Origin of the sequence: uncultured Paracoccus sp. (assembly GCF_945915435.1) — a bacterium.
Taxonomy (GTDB): domain Bacteria; phylum Pseudomonadota; class Alphaproteobacteria; order Rhodobacterales; family Rhodobacteraceae; genus Paracoccus.
Genome location: NZ_CAMEFG010000015.1, coordinates 1 through 24,151, shown reverse-complemented (window position 1 = coordinate 24,151; position 24,151 = coordinate 1). Strand labels below are relative to the sequence as shown.

General features: G+C 67.3%; 22 protein-coding genes and 2 pseudogenes. 18 read left to right on the top strand and 6 right to left on the bottom strand.

The annotated features are described in order from the left end of the window. Window positions 1-9 precede the first annotated feature (9 nt). Window positions 10-924 carry an EamA family transporter gene (locus Q0O97_RS06980; protein ID WP_294926603.1) on the bottom strand — a complete coding sequence of 305 codons (915 nt, stop codon included), beginning with the start codon at window positions 922-924 and terminating at the stop codon, window positions 10-12. A gap of 86 nt (window positions 925-1,010) precedes the next feature. On the opposite strand from Q0O97_RS06980, the gene dgt reads away from it, so the two are divergent. Then, on the top strand, window positions 1,011-2,396 hold the full coding sequence (gene dgt, locus Q0O97_RS06975) for a dGTP triphosphohydrolase (protein WP_294926601.1): 1,386 nt from the start codon (window positions 1,011-1,013) through the stop codon (window positions 2,394-2,396). A gap of 36 nt (window positions 2,397-2,432) precedes the next feature. On the opposite strand, the pseudogene Q0O97_RS06970 reads toward dgt, so the two are convergent. Then, window positions 2,433-2,645: pseudogene (locus Q0O97_RS06970) on the bottom strand (aspartate aminotransferase family protein); the annotation flags it as partial. A gap of 333 nt (window positions 2,646-2,978) precedes the next feature. Between Q0O97_RS06970 and Q0O97_RS06965 the strand changes: the two are divergent. From Q0O97_RS06965 to Q0O97_RS06955, 3 genes are all read left to right on the top strand, one after another. Beyond that, a complete protein-coding gene (locus Q0O97_RS06965) occupies window positions 2,979-3,824 on the top strand; it encodes a PaaX family transcriptional regulator C-terminal domain-containing protein (RefSeq protein WP_294926598.1) in 846 nt (281 codons plus the stop codon). Between the two features lie 194 nt (window positions 3,825-4,018). After that, window positions 4,019-5,017, top strand: a complete 999-nt coding sequence (locus tag Q0O97_RS06960; protein ID WP_294926596.1) for a glycosyltransferase family 2 protein — start codon at window positions 4,019-4,021, stop codon at window positions 5,015-5,017. Window positions 5,018-5,024: 7 nt separating this feature from the next. Then, the gene (locus Q0O97_RS06955) at window positions 5,025-7,118 is read left to right on the top strand and encodes an NAD-dependent epimerase/dehydratase family protein (RefSeq protein WP_294926594.1); all 2,094 of its coding nucleotides are present in this window, start codon (window positions 5,025-5,027) and stop codon (window positions 7,116-7,118) included. 11 nt (window positions 7,119-7,129) lie between these two features. On the opposite strand, the gene Q0O97_RS06950 is transcribed toward Q0O97_RS06955, so the two are convergent. Together Q0O97_RS06950 and Q0O97_RS06945 are read right to left on the bottom strand one after the other, a co-directional pair. After that, the gene (locus tag Q0O97_RS06950) at window positions 7,130-7,843 is read right to left on the bottom strand and encodes a GntR family transcriptional regulator (RefSeq protein WP_294926592.1); all 714 of its coding nucleotides are present in this window, start codon (window positions 7,841-7,843) and stop codon (window positions 7,130-7,132) included. Continuing rightward, window positions 7,840-9,204: a formimidoylglutamate deiminase gene (locus tag Q0O97_RS06945; protein WP_294926590.1), complete on the bottom strand. Its 1,365-nt coding sequence runs from the start codon at window positions 9,202-9,204 to the stop codon at window positions 7,840-7,842. The genes Q0O97_RS06950 and Q0O97_RS06945 overlap by 4 nt, the downstream gene beginning before the upstream one ends. A gap of 75 nt (window positions 9,205-9,279) precedes the next feature. Here Q0O97_RS06945 and hutI point away from each other — a divergent pair, with 75 nt between their 5' ends. The 13 genes from hutI to Q0O97_RS06880 all read left to right on the top strand — a co-directional run bounded on the left by hutI (window position 9,280) and on the right by Q0O97_RS06880 (window position 22,176). Continuing rightward, window positions 9,280-10,482 (top strand): imidazolonepropionase, encoded by a 1,203-nt coding sequence (gene hutI / locus Q0O97_RS06940; protein WP_294926588.1) that lies wholly within the window; start codon window positions 9,280-9,282, stop codon window positions 10,480-10,482. Beyond that, entirely contained in the window at window positions 10,475-12,016 is a 1,542-nt protein-coding gene (gene hutH / locus Q0O97_RS06935) for a histidine ammonia-lyase (protein ID WP_294926586.1), read from the top strand. The genes hutI and hutH overlap by 8 nt, the downstream gene beginning before the upstream one ends. Continuing rightward, a complete protein-coding gene (gene hutG, locus Q0O97_RS06930; RefSeq protein ID WP_294926584.1) occupies window positions 12,013-12,816 on the top strand; it encodes an N-formylglutamate deformylase in 804 nt (267 codons plus the stop codon). Before hutH ends, hutG begins: the two co-directional genes overlap by 4 nt. Next, on the top strand, window positions 12,813-13,958 hold the full coding sequence (locus tag Q0O97_RS06925; RefSeq protein WP_294926582.1) for a CoA transferase: 1,146 nt from the start codon (window positions 12,813-12,815) through the stop codon (window positions 13,956-13,958). The genes hutG and Q0O97_RS06925 overlap by 4 nt, the downstream gene beginning before the upstream one ends. 5 nt (window positions 13,959-13,963) lie before the next feature. After that, window positions 13,964-15,118, top strand: a complete 1,155-nt coding sequence (locus Q0O97_RS06920; RefSeq protein WP_294926580.1) for an acyl-CoA dehydrogenase family protein — start codon at window positions 13,964-13,966, stop codon at window positions 15,116-15,118. Between the two features lie 12 nt (window positions 15,119-15,130). Beyond that, complete coding sequence (gene hutU / locus Q0O97_RS06915; RefSeq protein ID WP_294926578.1) at window positions 15,131-16,795, top strand: urocanate hydratase; 1,665 nt, start codon at window positions 15,131-15,133, stop codon at window positions 16,793-16,795. Window positions 16,796-16,862: 67 nt separating this feature from the next. Next, window positions 16,863-17,684 (top strand): transporter substrate-binding domain-containing protein, encoded by an 822-nt coding sequence (locus tag Q0O97_RS06910; RefSeq protein WP_294926576.1) that lies wholly within the window; start codon window positions 16,863-16,865, stop codon window positions 17,682-17,684. 66 nt (window positions 17,685-17,750) lie between these two features. Then, complete coding sequence (locus tag Q0O97_RS06905) at window positions 17,751-18,398, top strand: amino acid ABC transporter permease (RefSeq protein ID WP_294926574.1); 648 nt, start codon at window positions 17,751-17,753, stop codon at window positions 18,396-18,398. Beyond that, window positions 18,398-19,063, top strand: coding sequence for an amino acid ABC transporter permease (locus tag Q0O97_RS06900; RefSeq protein WP_294926572.1), 666 nt, complete (start codon window positions 18,398-18,400; stop codon window positions 19,061-19,063). The genes Q0O97_RS06905 and Q0O97_RS06900 overlap by 1 nt, the downstream gene beginning before the upstream one ends. 1 nt (window position 19,064) lies before the next feature. Then, window positions 19,065-19,838: an amino acid ABC transporter ATP-binding protein gene (locus Q0O97_RS06895; RefSeq protein WP_294926570.1), complete on the top strand. Its 774-nt coding sequence runs from the start codon at window positions 19,065-19,067 to the stop codon at window positions 19,836-19,838. 63 nt (window positions 19,839-19,901) lie between these two features. Beyond that, window positions 19,902-20,591: a lysophospholipid acyltransferase family protein gene (locus Q0O97_RS06890; protein WP_294926568.1), complete on the top strand. Its 690-nt coding sequence runs from the start codon at window positions 19,902-19,904 to the stop codon at window positions 20,589-20,591. Then, window positions 20,588-21,535, top strand: coding sequence for a phosphatidate cytidylyltransferase (locus Q0O97_RS06885; RefSeq protein WP_294926567.1), 948 nt, complete (start codon window positions 20,588-20,590; stop codon window positions 21,533-21,535). The genes Q0O97_RS06890 and Q0O97_RS06885 overlap by 4 nt, the downstream gene beginning before the upstream one ends. Further along, window positions 21,532-22,176, top strand: coding sequence for a CDP-alcohol phosphatidyltransferase family protein (locus Q0O97_RS06880; protein WP_294926565.1), 645 nt, complete (start codon window positions 21,532-21,534; stop codon window positions 22,174-22,176). The genes Q0O97_RS06885 and Q0O97_RS06880 overlap by 4 nt, the downstream gene beginning before the upstream one ends. Here the strand turns inward: Q0O97_RS06880 and Q0O97_RS06875 are convergent. After that, window positions 22,173-22,445 carry a PAAR domain-containing protein gene (locus Q0O97_RS06875; RefSeq protein ID WP_294926563.1) on the bottom strand — a complete coding sequence of 91 codons (273 nt, stop codon included), beginning with the start codon at window positions 22,443-22,445 and terminating at the stop codon, window positions 22,173-22,175. The two genes, Q0O97_RS06880 and Q0O97_RS06875, sit on opposite strands and share 4 nt — an antisense overlap. 243 nt (window positions 22,446-22,688) lie before the next feature. Here Q0O97_RS06875 and Q0O97_RS06870 point away from each other — a divergent pair, with 243 nt between their 5' ends. Then, window positions 22,689-23,999 carry an ammonium transporter gene (locus Q0O97_RS06870; RefSeq protein WP_294926561.1) on the top strand — a complete coding sequence of 437 codons (1,311 nt, stop codon included), beginning with the start codon at window positions 22,689-22,691 and terminating at the stop codon, window positions 23,997-23,999. A 40-nt stretch (window positions 24,000-24,039) separates the two neighbouring features. Here Q0O97_RS06870 and Q0O97_RS06865 read toward each other — a convergent pair. After that, window positions 24,040-24,151 (bottom strand): annotated as a pseudogene (locus Q0O97_RS06865) (bifunctional methylenetetrahydrofolate dehydrogenase/methenyltetrahydrofolate cyclohydrolase); the annotation flags it as partial.

Here is a 24,151-nt window from a genome sequence, read left to right as displayed (position 1 = left end):
GGGCGCCGGTCACGCCTTGCGGCTGCGCGAGGCGATGACCAGTCCCGCGCCGATCAGCGCGGCGCCGGCGATGTGGAAACCCTCGATCCGTTCGCGCAGGAAGACCACGGCCAGGATGCTGCCGAAGACCGGCAACAGGTGGATGAACAGGCCCGCGCGACCCGCGCCGACCAGCTCGACCCCGCGATTGAAGAACAGATAGGACAGGATGCTGGGAAAGATCACCAGATAGGCCAGCGTGCCAAGCGTCGCGGCGTTCAGCGGCAGGACGTGGCCCGACATATGTTCGCGGATGTGGAAGGGCAGCAGAGCCAGCGCGCCGATGGCGAAGGTCGCCGCCAGAAAGACCAGCGGATGCAGCGGCGGACGTTTGCGCAGCAGCGCCGAATAGGCCGCATAGGCGACGACCGCCGCAAAGACCCACAGATCGCCCGCATTGACGGTGACCCTGGCAAGCTGGGCCAGGTGCCCCTGCGTCGCGATGAAGCCGACACCCGCCAGCGACAGCGCCACGCCGGCGATCTGGGGGGCGTTCGGGCGCTCGCCATAGAGCAGGAAGCAGGCCAGCAGGATCAGCAGCGGGATCATCGACTGAAGCAGCATCGCGTTGACCGAGCTTGTCTGTTGCAGCCCGAAATAGACGAAGGTGTTGAAGATGCTGATCCCAAGCACCGCCAGCAGCGCGACCAGCGGCAGGTTGGCGCGCAGCACCCGCCATTCGGCGGCGTAGTCGATATGGCGCCGTCCCAGCCACAGCACCGGGATCAGTGCCAGCGTCCAGCGCCAGAACGCCAGCGAAATGGGCGGTGCGCTGGTCAGGATGGCGCGGCCGACCACGAAGTTTCCCGCCCAGAACAGCGGGGCCAGCGTCAGCAGCAGATAGGGGCTTGACCACAGGCGGGCGATGATACCCTGGTTTTTCATGTTCTTCCTGCCTTGCTGCCGGTGTTCGCCCGCGTCCCTCTGCCCTGCCGGGACGGGGAAATGCAAGGGCTGTCGGGCGGGGCAGGATGGGCTATGAAGGGCGCGAGGACGATAGCCGAGGTGTTTTCCCGATGGTCGATGTGATGAACTGGAGCGATCTGCTTTGCGACAAGCGGCTGGGCGACGGCGGCGCGCAGGGGCAGGCGACGCGCTCGGTCTTTGTGCAGGACCATGACCGGATCGTCTTTTCGGCGCCTTTCCGGCGGCTGGCGAACAAGACGCAGGTGCAGCCGCTTTACGAAAACGACCATGTTCACCACCGGCTGATCCACTCGATCGAGGTCAGCAGCGTCGGGCGCTCGCTGGCGATGCGGGTCGGGCAGTGGCTGGCCGATACGGATCGGATAGACCGGGCGCAGGTCCATGACCTTGCCGATATCGTGCAGGCGGCCTGCGTCGCCCATGACATCGGCAACCCGCCCTTTGGCCATTCCGGCGAGGCGGCGATGGGCGCATGGTTCACGGCGGGCTTTGCGCAGGGGGGCGGCCTGCTGGCCGATCTGGAGGACGACCTGCGCCCGCAGTTCACCGGGTTCGAGGGCAACGCCCAGGGCTTCCGCATCCTGACCCGGCTTGAGATGTATCGCGGCGGCGGCGGGATGCGCCTGTCCAAGGCCACGCTTGGCGCCTTTACGAAATATCCGGTGACCGCCTCGGCCCGGTTGCGGGCGATGAAGGGCGGGGCCTCTTATATCGGGTTGAAGAAATTCGGGATATTCCAGTCCGAGCTTTCGCGCTTTGCCGAGGTCGCCGATGCGCTGAAGCTGCCCGACAAGGGCGGCTATCGCGCCCGTCACCCGCTGGTCTTTCTGGTCGAGGCCGCCGACGACATCACCTATAACATCGTCGATCTGGAAGACGCCTTCATCACGGGTGAGCTGTCCTTCGATCTTGTGCGCGAGGTCCTGCTGGAACTGACCGGCAAGCCCAACAGCGGCGCGGATGATGCCACGCCCGCCGAGACTATCGCCCATTTGCGCGCCCGCAGCATCGGCAGTGCGATCGAGGCCAGCGTCCAGGCATTCCAGGACAATTACGCCGCGATCATGGAGGGGCGCTTTTCCGGCGACCTGACCGGCGCCAGCAGCCTTGGCCCGGCATTCGCGCGGATCAGGAAGATGGCGGCGACCCGCATCTTTACCGCGCCGCGCAAGACGGAACTGGAAATCTCGGGCCGCCGGATCATCGCGAATGTCATGTCGGGCATCCTGCCGGTCTATGAGGAACTGGCCCTCAGGGGCTGGTCGCCCGACGGGCTGTCCGACCATGCCCGGCAACTGGTCCGCGCGCTGGCGCTGGACCTGCGCGAGGTGCGCGATACCGAAAGCGCCCTGCACGGGCTGGCGGATTTCACCTCGGGGACGACCGACCGCTATGCGCTGCGAATCTCGCGCATGCTGTCGGGGACGTGACGGGAAGGGGCGGGGGGTCCGTTTCCGGCACCCGGATCACCCTTCCAGGCGCGTCAGCGCGCTGTCGATTGCGTTGGTGATGGTGTCGATGTCGTCTGCCGTAGCGATCAGGCCGGGCGAGAGGCACAGCGTGTTGTTCAGCCCCGGCAGCGAGCGGTTGGTGGCCCCGATCAGCACGCCGTTGGCCGCGCAATCGGCAACGACCGCCTGCACGCGCTTTTCGTCCAGGTATTCCCTGCCGGCCGCGTCCCACAACCGCAGCCCCTTGCCTTCGACAAAAACGCGCGGGTCGGTGGTCTCATATTGCTTGTGCTGGCTGAGATGATGCCAGACATGCGCACGATCCGCGGAAACCACCGCGCCAAGATCGTTGCGAATGCGCTCAAGGGACATGGGGGAACCTCGCGGCTGACGGTTTGGCACAGCATGGAATGAATGGCGCGCAGCGTATAGTCCCAAAATCGCCATGCGTCCGGGTGCCGTCCGGCGGCTTGGCGCCGCAAACCGGATGAGGTGTGGATTTGACAATTCCGCGCGCTCACCATAGGCGGGCCTGTAGCAGCCGAAGAAAAGGGGCCGTCTGTGCCACGAAGCGACCTGACGTCCGAGTTGATGGACGGCCTGCCGGTCACGGCGGCCTCGCTGATCCTGTCCATCTATTGCGACATCGTCTTGCCGCGCGGCGGTGTTTTGTGGATGGGCAGCCTGATCGACATCTGCGACAGGCTGGGCATCCGCGAAAACCTCGTGCGCACGGCGGCCTCGCGGATGGTGTCGGCAGGGCGGTTGCAGGGTCAGAGGGTCGGGCGGCGCAGCTTCTACCAGCTTGCGCCCTCGCTTGAGGAGGAATTTTCCGAAACCGATCAGTTGCTTTACGCGCCCTATGCCGATCCCACCGCGTGGACGCTGACCTTCGCGCCCGACCTGACCGAACGCGAGGCGCGCCGCTATCGCATGGCCCGGATCGGCGGCGATGTCTGGCTGTGCCCCGAACGCCCGAACATGCACCAGATCGACGGCGTGATGTTCCGCGCCGAGGTCGTGACCTCTGGCGAAAGCCTGGCAAGGCTGGCGATGCTGTGGGACCTGGAGACGCTGGCGTCGCAATATGACGCGATGCTGGCCCGATTCGACGGGCTGGATGGCCGCATCCGCGACGGGTGCGATCTTGAACCCGAGGATGCGCTGATCGCCCGGCTTCTGCTTGCCCATGTCTACCGCGAACTGCTTGCCAGCGATCCGGGCCTGCCGGTCGCCGCCCTGCCCCCCGAATGGCGTGGCAGCCGGGCGCGCCGGTTTTTCCGCGCGCTTTACGCGGCGCTTTCGCCGGTCGCCGATGCGCATGTGGCTTGCATGCTGCAAGGCCGCGACGGCCCGCTGGCGGCGCAGACCGATCAGGTCAAGGCCCGTATGGTCGCGCTGCAATAGGCTTGCCGATTCGCGATATCTGAACATTACAGTTCACCTGATGGATTCGTCAACAGGCGTAATTCTTTTTTATGGCGCCGGAGCATCGTCCGCGCGGTGAGGGGGGGAAACCTGCGCTATCGTACAGGTTGCCCTGCCGCGCCCTGTTGCGTTACTGCCTGCGAAGGTTCGCGGTTTCGGGTATCGGCAGGGTCATGGCAGGCAAGGAAGATCTGGGCGGCAACGTTGCGGCATTGGGCGCGGTCGCGATCGGGCGCAATGAAGGTGACCGGCTGAAGGCCTGCCTGCGCTCGCTGGTCGTGCTTTGCCGGCGGGTCGTCTACGTCGACAGCGGCTCGAACGATGGCAGCGTGGAATTCGCCCGCCAGCTTGGCGTCGGCGTGGTCGAGCTGGACCGTTCGGTTCCCTTCACCGCCGCCCGCGCCCGCAATGCGGGTTTCGAGGCGCTGATGCAGGACGGTCCGCTGGATTTCGTCCAGTTCGTCGATGGCGATTGCACCGTGGCCGACGGCTGGCTGGGCGCCGCAATCGCCGCCTTGCAGGCCGATCCGGGGCTGGGCCTCGTGACCGGCTGGCGATCCGAGATCCACCCCGAGGCATCCGTCTACAACGCGCTGTGCGAAGTGGACTGGCACCGCCCCGCCGGTCCCATCGCGACCTGTGGCGGCGACATGATGGTGCGGGTTTCGGCTTTCCGGCAGGTCGGCGGCTTCAACCCCTCGGTCATCGCGGCCGAGGATGACGAATTCTGCCTGCGTCTTGCCAAGGCGGGATGGCGGCTTGAACGCCTGCCCCTGCCGATGACGCGCCACGATGCGAACATGCACAGCTTCTCTGCATGGTGGCGGCGCACCATCCGCGACGGCCACGGCTATGCGCAGGTGGGACGGATGCATCCGCCGCATTTCCGCCGCCACCGGATGCGGGTCTGGGCCTATGGGCTGGCCCTGCCGCTGTTGCTGCTGCTGGGGCTGGCCCTTTTCCCGCCGCTGGCGCTGCTGGTGGCCGCGCTTTATGTGCTGTCCTGGCTGCGCACGGCGCAGGGGCTGATGCGCGGTGGTCTTGCACGCGGGATGGCGCTGAAACAGGCGGCCCTGCTGACATTGTCCAAGATCCCCAACCTGATCGGCATGTCCATCTATCACCGCCGCCGCCGTGCAGGCGACGACATGCGCATCATCGAATACAAATGAGGTTTCCATGACGGCCACGCCGGAATATCGCGTCGGTATCGTCGGCGCAGGCTATATCGCCTCGTGGCATGCGGATGCGATCCGGGCCACGCCGGGGCTGCGCCTTGCCGCCGTCTGCGACCCTGCCGCCGAGGCGGCGGCGGGGCTTGCCGCCAGCTACGGCATCGCCGCCTTCGACGATTTGCAGGTGATGATCGACGCGGGCGTTTGCGATGCGGTCCATATCCTGACGCCGCCGCATCTGCATCGCGATCTTGCGCTGCAATGCCTGCGGGCGGGGTTGCATGTGCTGGTCGAAAAGCCCGCCGCTCTGTCCGTGGCCGAACTGCGCGAGATGGCCGAGGGCGCGGCGCAGGCGGGCAAGGTGCTGGGGGTTTGCCACAATTTCCTGGCCTTGCCGTCCTTCCGGCGCTTGCAGGCGCTGCGCGACGGCGGAGGGCTTGGGCTGGTGTCCGGCGTGCAAGTCAACTGGTCGCTGCCCCTGCCGCCGCTGCGCTCGGGTCCTTACGGCATCTGGCTGATGCGCGACACCCGCAACCTGCTGCTGGAACTGGGGCCGCATCCGTTTTCGCTGGCGACCGAACTGCTTGGCCCGATCGAGGTGGATCACGTCGCCCTTGGCCAGTGGATCGACATTCCGGGGGGCGGGCGTCGTCCGCAAAGCTGGCGCATCCTTGCGCGCGCGGGGGATGTGGACCTGACCATCGCCCTGTCGCTGGTCGAGACATTCGACGACCGTTCGGTCACGGTGCGGGGATCGTCGGGGATGGCGCGGCTGGATTACGCCGCCGATACGCTGGTGGTGTCGCGCGAAAATACGTCGGAACTGGTGCTGAACCCCTTGCGCAAGGAACTGGCGCAGGCGGGCCAGCATCTGCGCGAAGGCGTGGTCAACGCGCTGCGCCAGGCCGGATCGCTGAACCAGAAAAGCCCCTATGGGCTAAGCTTTCGCGGCACGGTCGCCGGGTTCTACGGCGGTATCCGCAAGAACAGCCCCGATCCGCGCTTCACCCCCGAAAAGGCCATGCTGGCCATGCAGGGGATCGAGCATGCGCTGGCCGCCCTGCCGCCCTTGCCGCCGGTTCCCGCCGTGCCTGCGGGCCAGCCCGCGCCGCGGGTCATGGTCATCGGCGGCACCGGCTTCATCGGGCGCAACCTGACCCGGCGGCTGGTCGAAAAGGGCCATGACGTGCGCGTGCTGTCGCGCGGGCGCAGCGGACCCTTCGCCGATATCGCCGACCGGGTGGAACTGGTCGGGGCATCCTTGCAGGACGAGGAAGGGCTGGCCCGCGCGATGCAGGGGATCGACTGCGTCTTCAACCTTGCGCGGTCGCACGACCATAGCTGGGAAAGCGCGCTGAAGAACGATGTCGGCACCGCGCTGCGCATCGCGCGGGCGGCGCAGGCGGCGGGTGTCGGGCGGCTGGTCTATACCGGGACCATCGCATCCTACGACATGTCCGACCCGGCGCAGGTGATTACCGAGGACACCCCCTTCGGCGATCTTGAGCGGCGCAATCTCTATGCCCGCTCCAAGGCGGAATGCGAACGCCAGTTGCTGGCCCATCGCGCGCAAGGCGGCGTGCCGCTGGTCATCGCGCGGCCCGGCATCGTGGTGGGCGACGGCGGGCCGCTTCAGCATTGGGGCATCGGGCGCTGGCATGGCGCGGGGGCGGTCAGGCTGTGGGGCAGCGGGCGCAACATCTTGCCTTTCGTCCTGGCCGACGACGCCTCGGACGGGCTGATCGCGATGATGGAGCGGCCCGAGGCCGTGGACCAGAGCTTCAACCTCACCGGCCAGCCCCTGCTGACGGGGCGCGATTATTTCGATGCGATCCACCGGCGGCTGGGTGCGAAGCTGCGGGTCACCTCGTCCAACCTGACGCTGCTATGGGCCGCCGATCAGGTCAAGCAGGGGCTGAAGCGTTATGCGCTGCGGCGCAAGGATGCGCATGGCCCGATCCTGGCCGACTGGAAATCGCGCGGCCACCTGTCGCGCTTCGACAACGCCAGGGCGCGCAACCTGCTGGGTTGGCAGCCCGAGGCCGACCGCGAGAACTTCTTGCGCCGCGCCATCGACGAGGCGCACCTGTTCATGTAGCCGCACGGCGGTCAATGTGCGGTGGACATGGAATAGCCCGGATGGAAGGCCAGCCGGACGAAGGTGATCGGGCCAAGGTCGTTCCATGTCAGCCGGTGGACGATCAGCAGCGCCTGGCCCTTGCGCGTATCCAGCAGGCGGGCATCGCGGTGGCTGGCGTTTTCTGCGGAAAACGTCAGTTCGGCGTGTGTATAGGGGGCGTTGCGGACCAGCCATTCGTTGGCGTTGGCCTTGCGGAAATCGACCTCGGCGATGCCGGGGACGGTTTCGGGGTTGATCCAGCGCTCTTCGGTCTGGAAGGGGCGGCCGTCGCCCAGATGGACGTTGCGCAGATGGATCAGCACCTGGCCCTGCGGCAGGTCCATGCGGGTCGCGATATCGGCGGGCAGGGGGGCCATGCGCTTTGCGACCAGCCGGTGGCCGTATTCCATGCCAAGCTGCTCGACCTGTTCGCGCACGATGGGGATCGAGAAGGTCGCCTTGCGGATCGGGTTCACCGTGACATGCGTGCCCGCGCGGCGGCGGCGGTCCAGCAGCCCTTCCTCGGCCACCAGTTGCAGGGCCTTGTTGACGGTGGCGCGGGCGACGCCGAACTCGACCGCCAGCTCGGCCTCGTCGGGGATGCGGTCGCCTTGCCGCCATTCGCGGTCCACGATGCGGCGGCGCACCTCTTGCGCGATGACCTGGGCTTTGGACAGCCCCCGGCTGGCGGCTTGCCCGGTCACATCCTGTCCTGAAGCCGCTTCACGCATTGAATGTAATCCCGGCTGATGCGGTCATGTTCGACATGCCGCCCATCCTGCACCACATGGCGGCCCGCCGACCAGAGGTCGCGGATCAGACCGTCATGGCCCGCAAAGATCAGGCTGTCGAGCATTTCGTCGCCCCTGCGCCCCGCCATCACCGTATTTTCCAGCGAAACGGCGGCAAGATCGGCCCAAAGCCCCGCGCGGATCGCGCCGGTGTCGCGCCCCGCTGCGGTCGCGCCGCCATCTGCTGCGGCGTCGTAAAGCATCCGCCCCGTGGATTTCTCGCGGCTGGCCAGCACGGCGCGGGCGGTGTCGCGCAGCCGCTGGCTGTATTCCAGCGTGCGCAGTTCCTCGGTCAGGGCGATGCGGATGTTGCTGTCGGACCCGATGCCAAGCCGCCCCCCGGCCTCGATCCACCGCTGGCCGTCAAAGATCCCGTCGCCAAGGCTGGATTCGGTGATCGGGCACAGCCCCGCAACCGCCCCGGTCGCTGCCAGCGCGCGGGTTTCGTCCGGGGTCATTTGGGTGGCGTGGATCAGCGTCCAGCGGCGGTCGGGGGCGGCGTTTTCCAGCAGCCATTCGACCGGGCGGCGTCCATAGGCGGCGGTGACTTCCTCGACCTCGGGGATCTGCTCGGCGATGTGCAGGTGCAGGGGCCGGCCGGGGCGAAGCGCGGCGCAAAGGGCCAGCGCCTCGGGCGAAACGGCGCGCAGCGAATGCGGGGCGACGCCGATGCCGGTGTCGGCGGGCAGGTGGCGCAGGCCGGCCTCGGCGGCATCCAGCAGCGCGGCGAATTCATCGGGCGTCGTGCCGAAACGCCGCTGGCCCGGCCCAAGCGGGCGGCGGTCGCAGCCGCCGAACTGGTAATGCACCGGCAGCAGGGTCAGGCCGATCCCCGTCCGCGCGGCGGCGGCACCGATGCGCGCCGACATTTCGGCGATGTCGTCGTAAGGACCACCATCGGGACGGTGGTGCAGATAGTGGAACTCGACATTGGTGGCATAACCTGCCTCGAGCATCTCCATCTGGACCAGCGCGGCGATGGTTTCCACGTCGTCGGGCGTCAGGTGGTCCAGAAAGCGATACATGATCTGCCGCCAGGTCCAGAAGCTGTCGCGGGGCTGGTCGCCACGCCCCTCGGACAGGCCCGCCATCGCCCGCTGAAAGGCATGCGAGTGCAGGTTGGCCAGCGCGGGCAGCAGCAGCCCGACCCGCTGGCCCTGCGGGGCCGAGCCGGCGGCGACCGAGGCGATGCGGCCATCCGCGCCGATCCGGACCAATACGTTTTCCGCCCAGCCTTCAGGCAGCAGCGCGCGTTCCGCCCACAGTTCCATCACCAGATTCTCCTTGCCATACCGGCGCAAATAAGTTTAGACATATCACCAAGCGCAGATCATTCCAAGGTGGGAAAGATGAACGTCCTGAACAATCTCTCGGTCGCGACAATGGATGGTGATTCAGGGGGTTACGGGATCATCGAGGATGCCGCCATCGTCCTTGCCGATGGGCGAATCACCTGGGTCGGCGCGGCGGATTCGCTGCCTGTGCAGTTTTCGGATGCCCCCCGCCGCGATCTTGGCGGGCGGCTGGTCACGCCCGGCCTGGTCGATTGCCACACCCATGTCGTTTTCGGCGGCGACCGCGCGCGGGAATTCGAGATGCGGCTGGAAGGCGCCAGTTACGAAGAGGTCGCGCGTGCGGGCGGGGGCATCCTGTCCAGCGTCCGCGCCACGCGGCAGGCCGACGAATCCGCGCTGCTGGAAACCGCGCTGCGCCGGGTCGATCACCTGATCGCCGAGGGCGTGACCACCATCGAGATCAAGTCCGGCTACGGCCTGGACGTCGAGACCGAGGCGAAGATGCTGCGCGTCGCCCGCAGGATCGGCGAAATCCGTCCGGTCCATGTCGTGACGACCTGGCTGGCCGCCCATGCGCTGCCGCCCGAATACAAGGACGACCGCGCGGGCTATATCCGCGACGTTGTCATGGCGGGTATGGAACGCGCCCATGCCGAAGGGCTGATCGACGCGGTGGATGGGTTCTGCGAAGGCATTGCCTTTACCCCGGACGAGATGGCGCAGGTCTTCGACCATGCCGCCAGCCTGGGGCTGCCCGTCAAGCTGCATGCCGAGCAGCTTTCCGACCTTGGCGGCGCGGCGATGGCGGCGCGGCGCGGGGCGATCTCGGCGGATCACCTGGAATATCTGGGCGCGGACGGGATCGCGGCGATGGCGGCGGCGGGCACGGTCGCGGTGCTGCTGCCCGGCGCCTTCTATACGCTGCGCGAAACGCAACTGCCCCCCGTGCAGGCGTTGCGCGATGCGGGCGTGGCGATCGCGCTGGCGACGGATGCCAATCCCGGCACCTCGCCGCTGACCTCGATCCTGCTGGTGATGAACATGGGCGCGACGCTGTTCCGGCTGACGCCCTCGGAATGCCTGACCGGCGTGACGCGCAACGCCGCGCGTGCGCTGGGGCTGGCCGACCGGGGCCGGATCGCGCCCGGCCAGCGCGCCGACCTTGCCATCTGGGACGTCGCCCACCCGGCGGAACTGACCTATCGCATCGGCTTCAACCCCCTTCATGCCCGCGTTTTCGGAGGCGAATTTGTCTGAACTGATCCTGATTCCGGGGGAAACCACCCTGGCCCAGCTGGAACGTGTCTGGCGCGAGGGGCTGGCCGTGCGGCTGGCCGACAGTGCCCGCGACGGCATTGCGCGCTCTGCCGCCGCCATCGAGGCCGCCGCCAATGGCGACCAGCCGGTCTATGGCGTGAACACGGGCTTCGGCAAGCTGGCCTCGATCAAGATCGAGGCGCGCGACACCGCCACGCTGCAACGCAACCTGATCCTGTCGCATTGCTGCGGCGTGGGCGAGCCGGTCGAGCCGGAAACCGTGCGGCTGATCATGGTGCTGAAGCTGCTGTCGCTGGGCCGCGGCGCATCGGGCGTGCGCCCGCAGGTGATCGCGCTGATCGAGGATATGCTGGCGCAGGGCGTCCTGCCCGTCATCCCCTCGCAAGGGTCGGTCGGGGCTTCGGGCGACCTGGCGCCGCTGGCGCATATGGCCGCCGCCATGCTGGGCGAGGGGCGCGCGACATGGCAGGGGCGCGAGATGGCGGCTGCCGACGCGCTGTCCGCCGCCGGGCTGGCCCCCGTGGTCCTGGCCGCCAAGGAGGGGCTGGCGCTGATCAATGGCACGCAGGCCTCGACCGCATTCGCGCTGGCGGGGCTGTGGGAGGCTTTCGGCGCGGCGCGGAACGCGCTGGTCGTATCCTCGCTTTCGACGGATGCGATCATGGGATCGACCGCGCCGTTCCTGGATGAAATCCACCAGTTGCGTGGCCATCCCGGCCAGATCGCCGCCGCCAGCGCCATCCGCGCGCTGATGGAAGGGTCCGAGATCCGCGAAAGCCACCGGGAAGGCGACACCCGCGTCCAGGATCCCTATTGCATCCGCTGCCAGCCGCAGGTCACGGGCGCCTGCATCGACCTGCTGACCCAGGCCGCCCGCACCTTGCAGATCGAGGCGAACGCCGCCACCGACAACCCGCTGGTGCTGGTCGGCGCGGACCGGATCGTCTCGGGCGGGAACTTCCACGCCGAGCCGGTGGCCTTCGCCGCCGACCAGATCGCGCTGGCCGTGGCCGAGATCGGCGCCATTTCCCAACGCCGCATCGCGCTGATGGTCGATCCGGCGCTGTCCCATGACCTGCCGCCCTTCCTGACCCCCGATCCGGGCCTGAACAGCGGGCTGATGATCGCCGAGGTGACCAGCGCCGCGCTGATGAGCGAGAACAAGCATCTTGCGAACCCGTGCAGCACCGATTCGACGCCCACCAGCGCCAATCAGGAAGATCACGTCAGCATGGCTGCCCACGGCGCGCGCCGCCTGCGCCGGATGAACGCCAACCTTGCGCAGATCATCGGGATCGAACTGCTTTGCGCCAGCGCGGGGGTCGAGTTCCGCGCGCCGCTGAAGACCTCGGACCCGCTTCAGGCGGTGCTGGGGAGGTTGCGGCGGTCGGTGCCCGCGCTGGCGCAGGACCGCTACATGGCGCCCGACCTGGCCCAGGCCGCGGCGCTGGTGCGCGATGGCGCGCTGCTTGACGCGCTGCCCGCCGATCTGCTGAACAAGGTGCAGCCATGAGCCAGACGACCGACCCGGTTCAGGTCCATGAGGGCGACGGCCCGGTGATCCTCGGCCTGCCCCATACCGGCACCTTCCTGCCCGACGACATCCGCGCGCGGCTGAACGACCGCGGCCGCGTGCTGGCCGATACCGACTGGCATATCCATCGCCTCTATGACGGGCTGCTGCCGGGTGCGACGACGGTGCGGGCCACGTTCCACCGCTATGTCATCGACGCCAATCGCGGGGCGGACGACGCCAGCCTCTATCCCGGCCAGAACACCACCGGGCTGGTGCCGCTGACCGATTTCGACGGCCAGCCGATCTGGGAAACCGAGCCGGACGCGGGGGATATCGCCGACCGCAAGGCGCGGTTCCACGCGCCCTATCACGCCGCGCTGGCCGCGCAGATCCAGCGGGTGAAGGCACGGCACGGGGTGGCGATCCTGTATGACTGCCACTCGATCCGTTCGCGCATCCCCTTCCTGTTCGAAGGCGTGCTGCCGGATTTCAACATCGGGACCAATGGCGGGGTCTCCTGCGCGCCGGCCATCGAGGCCGCCGCGCAGGAGGTCGCAGCCGCGACGGGCCGGCCCTGGGTGCTGAACGGGCGCTTCAAGGGCGGCTGGACGACGCGGCATTACGGTCAGCCTGCGCAAGGCGTCCACGCGATCCAGATGGAGCTGGCGCAATCGACGCATCTGGCGACCGAGGCCCCGCCCTTCGCTTATGACGAGGCCAAGGCCCACGCGCTGCGGGTGTCGCTGAAGGCGATCCTCGGGCGTATGGCCGCGCTGGCGCCGGGATTGCGGGCATGAAGCCGCTGCAAGGTATCCGCGTGCTGGACCTGTCACGCGTGCTGGCCGGTCCCTATGCGACGGCGCTGCTGGCCGATCTTGGCGCACAGGTGATCAAGGTCGAGCCGCCCTCGGGCGACGATTACCGCCATATCGGCCCGTTCAAGGACGGCGAAAGCGCGCTGTTCACGCTGAACAACCGGGGCAAGCAAAGCATCGTTCTGGACCTGAAGGATGCGGATGACCTGGCGCTGGCCCGCGACATCGCCGCCCGCGTGGATGTGGTGGTCGAGAACTTCCGCCCCGGCGTCGCCGCGCGGCTGGGTCTTGGCGCGGACGAATTGCGCGCGGCCAATCCGCGGCTGGTCTATTGCTCGATCTCGGGCTTTGGGCAGGAGGGGCCGTTTCGCGACCTGCCCGCCTATGATCTGGTGGTGCAGGCCATGTCGGGGCTGATGTCCGGGACCGGCGAGGAAGGCGGCCAGCCGCTGAAGACCGGCGAGGCGATCGCCGACCTGCTGGCGGGGCTTTTCGCGGCGTGGTCGATCATGGCCGCGCTGGTCGGGCGCGACCGGACCGGGCAGGGGGCCACGCTGGACGTGGCCATGTATGACGCGCTGTTTTCCATGCTGACGACCAGCCATGCGCTGCATCTTTTCGCGGGCCGGATGCCGCAGCGTGTCGGCAACCGGCATCCGCTGTCCACGCCCTTCGGCTGTTATGCGACCCGCGACGGGCAGGTGGTGATCGCGGTCCTGAACGCGCGGCAATTCGCGTCGCTGGCCCGGCTTGTCGGTGCGCCCGAGGCGGCGGACGACCCGCGCTTTGCCAGCGACGAAAGCCGCACCGAACACGAACCCGCCGTCAGGGCGATGATCGAGAACTGGTCGCAGGGCCTGACCACCGATCAGGCCGTCGCCGCCCTTTCCGCCGCTGGCCTGCCCGGCGCGCCGATCTGGGACATCGCTCAGGCGGCGTCGAACGAACATGCAGCCGCGCGCGGCCTTGTCAGCGAGTTGGCGCATCCGCGCCTTGGATCGGCGCCGGTGGTGGGCCAGCCGGTGCGTTTCGACGGCGAAAAGCCGGTGGCGCCGGTCTCGGCCCCCGCGCTTGGGGCCGACCGTGCGGCAATCCTGGCCGATCTGGAAATCGAGGGCGAATGATGGCGATGAACGACCCCTGGCACATGCTGCCGGAACCCGAGGCGATGTTTTGCGACGTGCTGGAACGGCTCTGCGCCGACAAGATCGCGCCGCGCGCCGCCGCGACGGACGAGACCGCCGCTTTCGTCCACGACCAGCTTGCCGCGCTGGGGCAGGCGGGCATGATGGGCGCGAACCTGCCCGAGGAATACGGCGGTTCGGACATTTCCGCGCCGGGCCTGCTGCGGGCGGTGTCCATCGTGGCGGGAGCCTGCGGGTCCACGGCTTCGGCGTTGACGGCGCATTACCTGGCGACGGATTCGATCCTGATCGGGGGCACGGATGCGCAGCGGGCTGAATGGCTGCTCCGCGCCGCGACCGGCGAGGCACTGGGCGCATTCGCCCTGACCGAACCGACCGCCGGTTCCGATCCCGCCGACATGAGGACCCGCGCCCGCCGCGTGGATGGCGGCTGGCACCTGAAGGGGACCAAGTGCTTCATCTCGAACGGGGGCGTGGCCGATTTCATCGTGGTCTATGCGGTGACCGACCCCGACAAGGGCCATCGCGGCATTTCCGCCTTCATCCTGCCCAAGGGCACGCCGGGGCTGGACGCCGGCCCGCCCGAGCGCACGATGGGCCTGAAGGGCGGGCATGTCTTTACCCTGAACCTTGACTGCCATCTGCCCGAGGGCGCGCTGCTGGGCGAGGAAGGCCGGGGCTTCCGCACCGCCATGCAGGTGCTGGACAATGGCCGGATCGAGGTCGCGGCGCAATGCCTGGGGCTGGCGCAGGCCGCGATGGAGGCCGCCATCGCCTATGCGAAGGACCGCGTGATCGGGGGACAGGCCCTGAGCGACCGGCAGGGCATCCGCTGGATGATCGCCGACATGGGCGTGGCTTACCGGCAGGCGCTGCTGCTGGCGCAGGATGCCGCGCGCCAGCGTCAGGCGGCGCATGACCACGGCACCCGCTTTTCGCTTGCCGCCAGCATGGCCAAGCTGGCCGCCAGCGAGGCGGCGGGCAAGATCGCCGATACCGCGCTGCAACTGCATGGCGGCTATGGCTACACCCGCGACTTTCCCATCGAACGGATCAACCGGGACCTGCGCATCATGCGCATTTACGAAGGTTCCAGCGAAATTCAGCGTATTATCATTTCCGGCCATCTGCTGGCCTGATCGGAGACGGACATGGACAATCCCCGCCACAACACCCGCGACATCTACCCCGCCACCGGCACCGGGATCAGTGCCAAAAGCTGGCTGACCGAGGCGCCCTTGCGGATGCTGATGAACAACCTGCACCCCGACGTGGCCGAGAACCCGCACGAACTGGTCGTCTATGGCGGCATCGGGCGGGCGGCGCGGACGTGGAAGGACTTCGACCTGATCGTCGATGCCCTGCAAAAGCTGGAAGGCGACCAGACCCTGCTGGTCCAGTCCGGCAAGCCGGTGGGCGTGTTCCAGACCCACAAGGATGCGCCGCGCGTGCTGATCGCGAACTCGAACCTTGTCCCGCATTGGGCGAATTGGGACCATTTCAACGAATTGGATAAAAAGGGCCTGGCGATGTATGGCCAGATGACCGCCGGGTCGTGGATATATATCGGATCGCAAGGCATCGTTCAGGGCACCTATGAAACCTTTGTCGAGGCGGGCCGCCAGCATTACGGCGGCGATCTGAAAGGCCGCTGGGTGCTGACCGCCGGGCTTGGGGGCATGGGCGGCGCGCAGCCCTTGGCCGCCGTGATGGCAGGTGCCTGCTGCCTGGCCGTCGAATGCGACGAAACCCGCGCCGATTTCCGCCTGCGCACCCGCTATGTCGATGAAAAGACGCATTCCCTGGATGAGGCGCTTGAGATGATCGACCGCTGGACCAAGGCGGGTGAGGCGAAATCCGTGGCCCTGATCGGCAATGCCGCCGAGGTCTATCCCGAACTGGTCAAACGCGGCGTCCGCCCCGATATCGTCACCGACCAGACCAGCGCCCACGACCCGGTGCATGGCTACCTGCCGATGGGCTGGACCGTCGCGGAATGGCGCGCGCGCCAGGAAACCGACCCGAAAGGCGTCGAGAAGGCCGCCCGCGCCAGCATGAAGGTGCAGGTCCAGGCGATGGTCGCCTTCCACGATCAGGGCATCCCGACCGTCGATTACGGCAACAACATCCGCCAGATGGCACTGGAGGAGGGGCTGGAGAACGCCTTCGCCTTCCCCGGCTTTGTCCCCGCCTATATCCGCCCGCTGTTCTGCCGCGGCATCGGCCCCTTCCGCTGGGCGGCGCTGTCGGGCGACCCCGAGGACATCCTCAAGACCGACGCCAAGGTCAAGGAACTGGTGGACGACCCGCATCTGCACAACTGGCTGGACATGGCGCGCGACCGGATCGCCTTCCAGGGGCTGCCCGCACGGATCTGCTGGGTGGGTCTGGGCATCCGCCACAAGCTGGGCCTTGCCTTCAACGAGATGGTGCGCAACGGTGAACTGAAGGCCCCCATCGTGATCGGCCGCGACCATCTGGACAGCGGCTCCGTCGCCAGCCCCAACCGCGAGACCGAGGCGATGCAGGACGGCTCTGACGCCGTGTCCGACTGGCCGCTGCTCAACGCGCTGCTCAATACGGCGTCAGGTGCCACCTGGGTCAGCCTGCATCACGGCGGCGGCGTGGGCATGGGCTTTTCGCAGCATTCGGGCATGGTCATCTGCTGCGACGGCAGCGAAGATGCCGACAGGCGCATCGCCCGCGTGCTGTGGAACGATCCGGCCACCGGCGTCATGCGTCACGCCGACGCGGGATATGAAATCGCACTGGACTGTGCGCGGGAACATGGCTTGAACTTGCCCGGTATCCTCTGAACATAAGGGCGCGCCGCAACGGGAAAATGGCGCGCCCGACCTGTCCTGCCAACAAGGAGAAACGAAGATGAACCTCAAGCTGAACATCAAGGCCGCGATGATGGGCCTTGCCGCCGTGGGGCTGGGCGCGACCGCCGCCGGGGCCGAGCAACTGGCCAAGATCAGGGAAGCGGGCCAGATCGTCACCGCGACGGACATGCATTATGCGCCCTTCGACATGTTGGTGCAGGGCGAATACCAGGGCATGACCAAGGATCTTTTCGACGAGGTCAGCAAGGAAATCGGGGTCGAGCCGGTCTATCAGGACATTCCCTGGCCCGCCGAACTGCCGGGGCTTGAGGTCGGGCGCTTCGATATCGTGATCGCCCCCGTCACCATCACCCCCGAGCGGCAGGAGCGTTACACCTTCACCCCGCCGATCGCCGACGCCACCGTTTCGCTGGTGGGCCGCGCCGACAATGACGATCTGCGCAAGCCCGAGGACATCGCCGGCAAGCGCGTCGGCGTCCAGCAGGGCACCGCGCAGTTCCGCCAGCTTCAGGCCTTCGGCGAAACCCTTGGCGGCGTGGACGTGCGCGAATACGGCACCACCGACGAAGCCTATGCCGACCTTGCCGCCGGTCGCCTCGACGCGGTTGCCGGGTCGCTGCCCAACCTGACCTATCTGGTCAAGAACCGCGGCGATACCTTTGCCCTGTTCGAGCCTGCCAGCTTTGGCGAGCCGACCTATTTCGCATGGGTGCTGCGCAAGGAAGAGGCCAGCGAATCCTTTGCCGCCGCCATCCACGACGCGATGGTGAAGATGACCGAGGACGGCCGCGTCCAGGCGATCCAGGAAAAATGGCTGGGCACCTATACCGAATTGCCGCTTGAAGTTCCGGCCGACTGACCGGAAACCGTGACCGAACGCGCGGGCGGTTCCATGCCGTCCGCGCCCGCAAAGATCGGAGCGCGCATGTTCTCGGTATCCGCCTTTCTTGAAAGCTTCGGGCCGCTTGTCTGGGCGGCGCGCTACACGGTGCTGGTGTCGGTGCTGGGCATCGGGCTGGGGCTGGTGATCGGGGCGCTGATCTGCGCCGCGCGCCTGTCCGGCATCGCCGCGTTTCGCTGGCTGGCCGCCGTCTGGGTCAGCTTCCTGCGCGGGGTGCCGCTGCTGGTGCAACTGCTGTTGCTGTATTTCCTGCTGCCCGTCATCGGCATCAACGTCCCCGCCATCGCCGCCGCCGTGATCGCCGTGGGCATCTGCGCCAGCGCCTATATCTCGGAGATCTGGCGCGGCGCGATCATGGCGCTGCCCAAGGGCCAGACCGAGGCCGCGACCGCCATCGGCATGGGCTATCGCGACGTCTGGATGCGCATCATCCTGCCGCAGGCCGTCACCATGTCGCTGCCCGCTCTGGTCAACGAACTGATCCTGCTGGTCAAGGCGTCCTCGCTGGTGTCGGTGGTGGGCATCATGGAGATCACCCGTGCCAGCCAGGCGCAGGCCGCCACCACCTTCCGCCCGATGGAGGTCTATCTGGCCGCCGCCGCGATCTACCTGGCGATCAACCTGTGCCTTGCGGCGGTGGGGCGTTACCTCGAACACAGGATGGCCGTCTGATGGAATGGCAGTTCATCATCGACAATTACGGGCCGATGCTCTTGCGCGGCTTTCGCCTGACGATCATCTGCTGGCTGCTGGGTTCGCTGTTTTCCATGATGCTGGGGCTGGCCATCGCGCTGGTGCAGCGTTACGCGCCCGCGCCGGTCCGCTGGCTGATCCAGGTCTATATCGAGATCATTCGCGGCACGCCCTTCCTGGTCCAGTTGTTCGTGCTGTATTACGGTGGCCCGCTGGTCGGGCTGCGGCTGGACGCGATCCCGGCGGGCCTTCTGGGCTTGACGATCTACGGCAGCCCCTATTTCGCGGAAATCTTCCGTTCGGGCTTTCGCGCCGTTCCCCTGGGCCAGATCGAGGCCGCCCGTGCCATCGGCATGGCCGAGCCGGTGATCATCCGCCGCATCCTGCTGCCCCTGGCGCTGGTGTCGTCGCTGCCCGCGCTGGTCAATTTCTCGATCATCCTGACCAAGGAAACGGTGATCCTGTCGATCATCACCGTCCCCGAACTGCGCTATCAGGTCGAACGCATGTCCACCGAGACGTTCCTTTACCTCGAGGCTTATTTCGTGCTGGCGCTGTTCTTCTGGCTGCTGGTCGAGACGATCTCGCGCCTTGGCCGCAGGCTTGAGGCACGCATCACCCATTACCTGACCGAAAGGCCGTAACATGGTCCAAGCCTCTTCCGTCGAAATCAGCCGGGTCGACAAGTTCTATGGTCCCTTCCAGGCGCTGAAGAATGTCAGCATGACGGTTCCGCCGGGCAAGGTCACCTGCCTGATCGGCCCTTCGGGGTCGGGAAAATCGACCCTGCTGCGCTGCATCAACTTCCTCGAGGAATACGATTCCGGCGAAATCCGCATCGACGGCCGGATGATCGGCTATGATGCGCCGGGCCGGAAGATGCCTTCGCGCAAGCTGCGCGAAATGCGGCGTTCCATCGGGATGGTGTTCCAGCAGTTCAACCTGTGGCCCCATATGACGGCGCTGCAAAACGTCGCCGAAGGGCTGATTCGCGTGCGCGGCCTGCGCCGCGCCGAGGCCGAGGAACGCGCCGCCTCCGCCCTGACCAAGGTGGGCCTGGCCGACAAGATGGCCAACCACCCCGCGCGGCTTTCGGGCGGCCAGCAGCAGCGCGTCGCCATCGCCCGCGCCATCGCGATGGAGCCGCGGCTGATGCTGTTCGATGAACCCACCAGCGCGCTGGACCCCGAACTGGTGGGCGAGGTGCTGAACGTGATGAAGACCTTGGCCTCGGAAGGCATGACGATGGTCGTCGTCACGCATGAGATGGGCTTTGCCGCCCATGTCGCCGACCAGGTGGCCTTCATGGAAAAGGGCGAACTGGTCGGCGTGGACAGCCCCGACCGCATCCTGCACCACCCCGAGGACGCCCGGATCCAGGGCTTTTTACGCACTTATCACGAGCGTAACAGCTTCTGACCCCCTGGGCCGTCTTGCCTTTTTTGTCCATTGGCTGAAAACATGGGCCGAAAGGGCGGGCGGATGACCGAAACGGGACTGGATGATCGAAACAGGCGGCGCGGCAATGCGCTGCGCCGGGGCGTGGCGGAACTGACCGGCGCCGGGATCAGGATATTCGCGCGGCTGATCACCGCCGTGCAGCCGGAGTGGCGCGGCGCAGCGCCCTTCGGCGGGCAGCGCATCTATTACGCCAACCATGCCAGCCACGGCGATTTCATCCTGATCTGGTCGGTCCTGCCCGCCCGGCACCGCCAGCGCACCCGCCCCGTGGCGGGGGCCGATTATTGGGGCGGCGGCGGGCTGCGGGGCTTTGTCGGCAGCGATGTCTTCAACGCCGTGCTGATCGACCGCACCCGCGCGACCCCCGGCAGCGACCCCATCGCCACGATGGCCGGGGCGCTGGACGGGGGCGATTCGCTGATCCTGTTCCCCGAGGGCACGCGCAACCTGACCGATGAGGCCCTGCTGCCCTTCAAGGCCGGGCTTTACCACCTGGCCCATGCCCGGCCCGATGTCGAACTGGTCCCCGTCTGGATCGAGAACCTCAACCGCGTCATGCCCAAGGGCGAATTCGTCCCCGTGCCGTTGATGTGCAAGACGATCTTCGGCACCCCCCTGCGCCTGCAACCGGATGAGGGCAAGGCCGAGTTCCTGACCCGCGCGCAAGCCGCCCTGCTGGCCCTGCGCCCCCAACAGACCGAGGCGGAATGATAGACACGACGAACGGCGATCTTCTGCGGATCATCCTTGGCGCGGGCGCGATTCTGGTGGTGGCGACGGCCATCGGCTCGACGCTGGCATGGCGCTATTCGCCCGACGGGCGAAACGCCACCATCGAGAACCTCAACGACCGCATCCGCTCGTGGTGGGCGATGGTGCTGTTTCTTTCGCTGGCGCTGCTTGGCGGCAAGGCGGGCGTCACGATCCTTTTCGCGATCTGTTCCTTTGCCGCCCTGCGCGAGTTCATGACCCTGACCAACGCGCGGCGCGCCGATCACTGGTCGATGGTGATCGCCTTCTTCGTCGTGCTGCCGGTGCAATATTACCTGATCTGGATCGGCTGGTATGGGCTGTTTTCCATCTTCATCCCGGTCTATGTCTTCTTGCTGCTGCCCATCGTCTCGGCCATGCGGGGCGAGACGCGCAACTACCTGATCCGGGTGGCGGAAATGCAATGGGCGCTGATGATCTGCGTCTTTTGCGCCTCGCACGTTCCGGCGCTGCTGACGCTGGATCTGCCGGGGTTCGAGGGGCGTAACGTCCTGCTGATCGCCTTCCTGGTGGTGGTCGTGCAACTGTCGGACGTGCTGCAATATGTCTGGGGCAAGCTGATCGGACGCCACCGAATCGCGCCCAGGCTGTCGCCCTCGAAAACCATCGAGGGGTTCGTCGGCGGCAGCCTTTCGGCCACGCTGATCGGGGCGCTGCTGTGGTGGATGACGCCGTTTTCCTTCTGGCAGGCGGGGCTGATGGCCTTCGTCGTCACGCTGATGGGCTTTTTCGGCGGGCTGGTGATGTCGGCGATCAAGCGCGACCGTGGCGTCAAGGACTGGGGCCATACCATCGCCGGACATGGCGGCTTCATCGACCGGCTGGATTCGGTGGTGTTCTCGGCCCCGATCTTCTTCCACCTGACGCGGTATTTCTGGTCATGAGCGGGTCCGGCAACCGTCGCCCACTGGCCAGCCGCCAGACCGGATGGGCCAATGCCACCGCCCGCCGCCTTGCCGCGACGCGGATCACGCCGAACCAGATCTCGGTCGCGGGGATGGGCTTTGCACTGGCGGCGGGCCTTGCCTTCTGGGCCGCCGGTGCGGTGGACGGGGGGTGGCGCGCGCTGTTGCTGGCGCTGGGTGCCGGTTGTGTGCAGGGGCGTCTGCTGTGCAACCTGTTCGACGGCATGGTCGCGATCGAGGCCGGGCGCAGCGCCCCCGACGGTCCCTTCTGGAACGAGTTTCCCGACCGCGTGTCGGATGCGCTGATCCTGATGGGGCTGGCCCTTGGCGCAGGTGTCCCGGTGCTTGGCTGGGCCGCTGTCGCGATGGCCTTCCTGACCGCCTATGTCCGAGAACTTGGCGTGAATTGCGGTGCGCCTGCCGATTTTTCCGGCCCGATGGCCAAGCAGCACCGCATGGCGCTGGTCACGGGCGCGGCGCTGGTCTCGATCCCCGCGCCGCTGTGGGATTGGCGCGACCAGTTCCTGACCGCCGCGCTATGGGCCGTCGCGCTGGGTGCGGGGCTGACCGCGCTGCGTCGCGCGGCCCGGCTGGTCGCCACCCTGCGGGCCGGGCGCTAAGCCAGCGCCGCGCTGCCCGCGCATTCGACGACGGCGCCCCCGCTGGTGATCTTCGATCCCAGATAGGCCACGGGCCGCCCGTCCAGCAGGGCGCCCGGCGTGCCCTCGACGATCAGGCAGCCGCAGGCGCAACGGTCGCCGACACGGGCGACGGGACGCCCGTCGATATTGCTGCCCGGCGATCCCTCGGCAATGACGTTCTGCCCGTGCCAGGGGCAGGCCACCTTGTCGCCCATCCGCGCGATCCGCTTGCCCGTCGAAGAAAACATGGCCCCAAAGCCCCCTGCTGACGCGATGGCACGAATATGCAGCCCACGGGCGGTTGCGGCAAGCCCGCAATCGCATCGGCGGCGTTTCCGTCCTGCCCGAAAACCGGGCATCGCGCCGCCTGGCTGCCTGCAAAACGCACCGCGCGACGCGGACCGCGCCCCAGGCGGCTGCCGATTCTTGCGGCAACCCGTCCAGCCGGTTTTCGGTGAGGGCACGAATGGCGGAAGCGAAGGAAACCGAAAATGAACCAAGCCTGGAAATATATCGTCATCGGCGGTGCGGCGGCCTGTATGGCCCTGCCGGCTATGGCGCAGGAGGTGGCGGAACTGCCCGCCGCGGTTGTGGACAAGGGCGATACCGCCTGGATGCTGACCGCCACCGTGCTGGTCATGGCCATGATCCTGCCGGGTGTCGCGTTGTTCTACGGCGGCCTTGTCAGGGCCAGGAACATGCTTTCGGTCCTGATGCAGACGACCGCCATCGCGGCCATGATCATGGTCCTGTGGCTGGTCCTGGGCTATTCGATGGCCTTCGGCGGGTCCGACAGCCTGTTCTGGGGCGGCTTCGCCAAGGCTTTCCTGTCGGGTGTCGGCGTGGACAGCATGTCGGGCACGATCCCGGAATATGTCTTCGTCTCGTTCCAGATGACCTTTGCGGCGATCACCGCCGTCCTGATCATCGGCGGCCTGGTCGAGCGGGTGAAGTTCGGCGCGATGCTTCTTTTCTGCCTGTTCTGGGCGCTGCTGTGCTATTTCCCCATCGCCCACATGGTCTGGGACGAGGCCGGGCTGATCGCCACCTGGGGCGCGCTGGATTTCGCGGGCGGCACGGTGGTCCATATCAACGCAGCCGTCGCGGCGCTGGTCGGTGCGCTGGTCCTTGGCCCGCGCACGGGCTACATGAAGGAAATGATGGCGCCCCATTCGCTGCCCCTGACGCTGCTGGGCGGTGCGCTGCTGTGGGTCGGCTGGTTCGGCTTCAACGCGGGCTCGGCGCTGGAGGCGGGGCCGGATGCGGCGCTGGCCATGATCAACACCTTCGCCGCCCCCGCCGCCGCGATCCTGACCTGGGCGGGGCTTGAGGCCGCTCTGCGCGGCAAGGCTTCGCTGCTGGGCGGCGTCTCGGGGATGATCGCGGGGCTGGTCGCCATCACGCCCGCGGCGGGCACGGTCGGCCCGATGGGCGCGTTGGTGCTGGGCGCGCTGGGTTCGGCGGGCGCCTATTACTTCGTTACCGTGGTCAAGATCCGCATGGGCTATGACGACAGCCTGGACGTCTTTGGCATCCACGGCGTGGCGGGCATCATCGGCGCGGTCGGGACGGGGATCTTCACCGCCTCATCGCTTGGCGGGGTCGGCGATGCGGATTATGCGATCTGGTCGCAGACCATGATCCAGATCATGGGCGTTGCCGTCACCATCGTCTGGGTGGCCGTGGTGTCCTGGATCATCTTCAAGGTCCTGGACGTGGCCATCGGGTTGCGCGTCAGCGCCGACGACGAGCGCCAGGGGCTGGACATCACCACCCACGGCGAGCGCGCCTATCATTCCTGATCCGAACGCCGGCCGCGAAGCATCGCGGCCGGCGGGGCGGTCAGATCGTCAGCCCCTCGGGTTCCGGCAGCCCATTCGCCCGGCAACAGGCGGTGACGGTATTGGCAAGCAGGCAGGCGATGGTCATCGGGCCGACGCCGCCCGGCACCGGG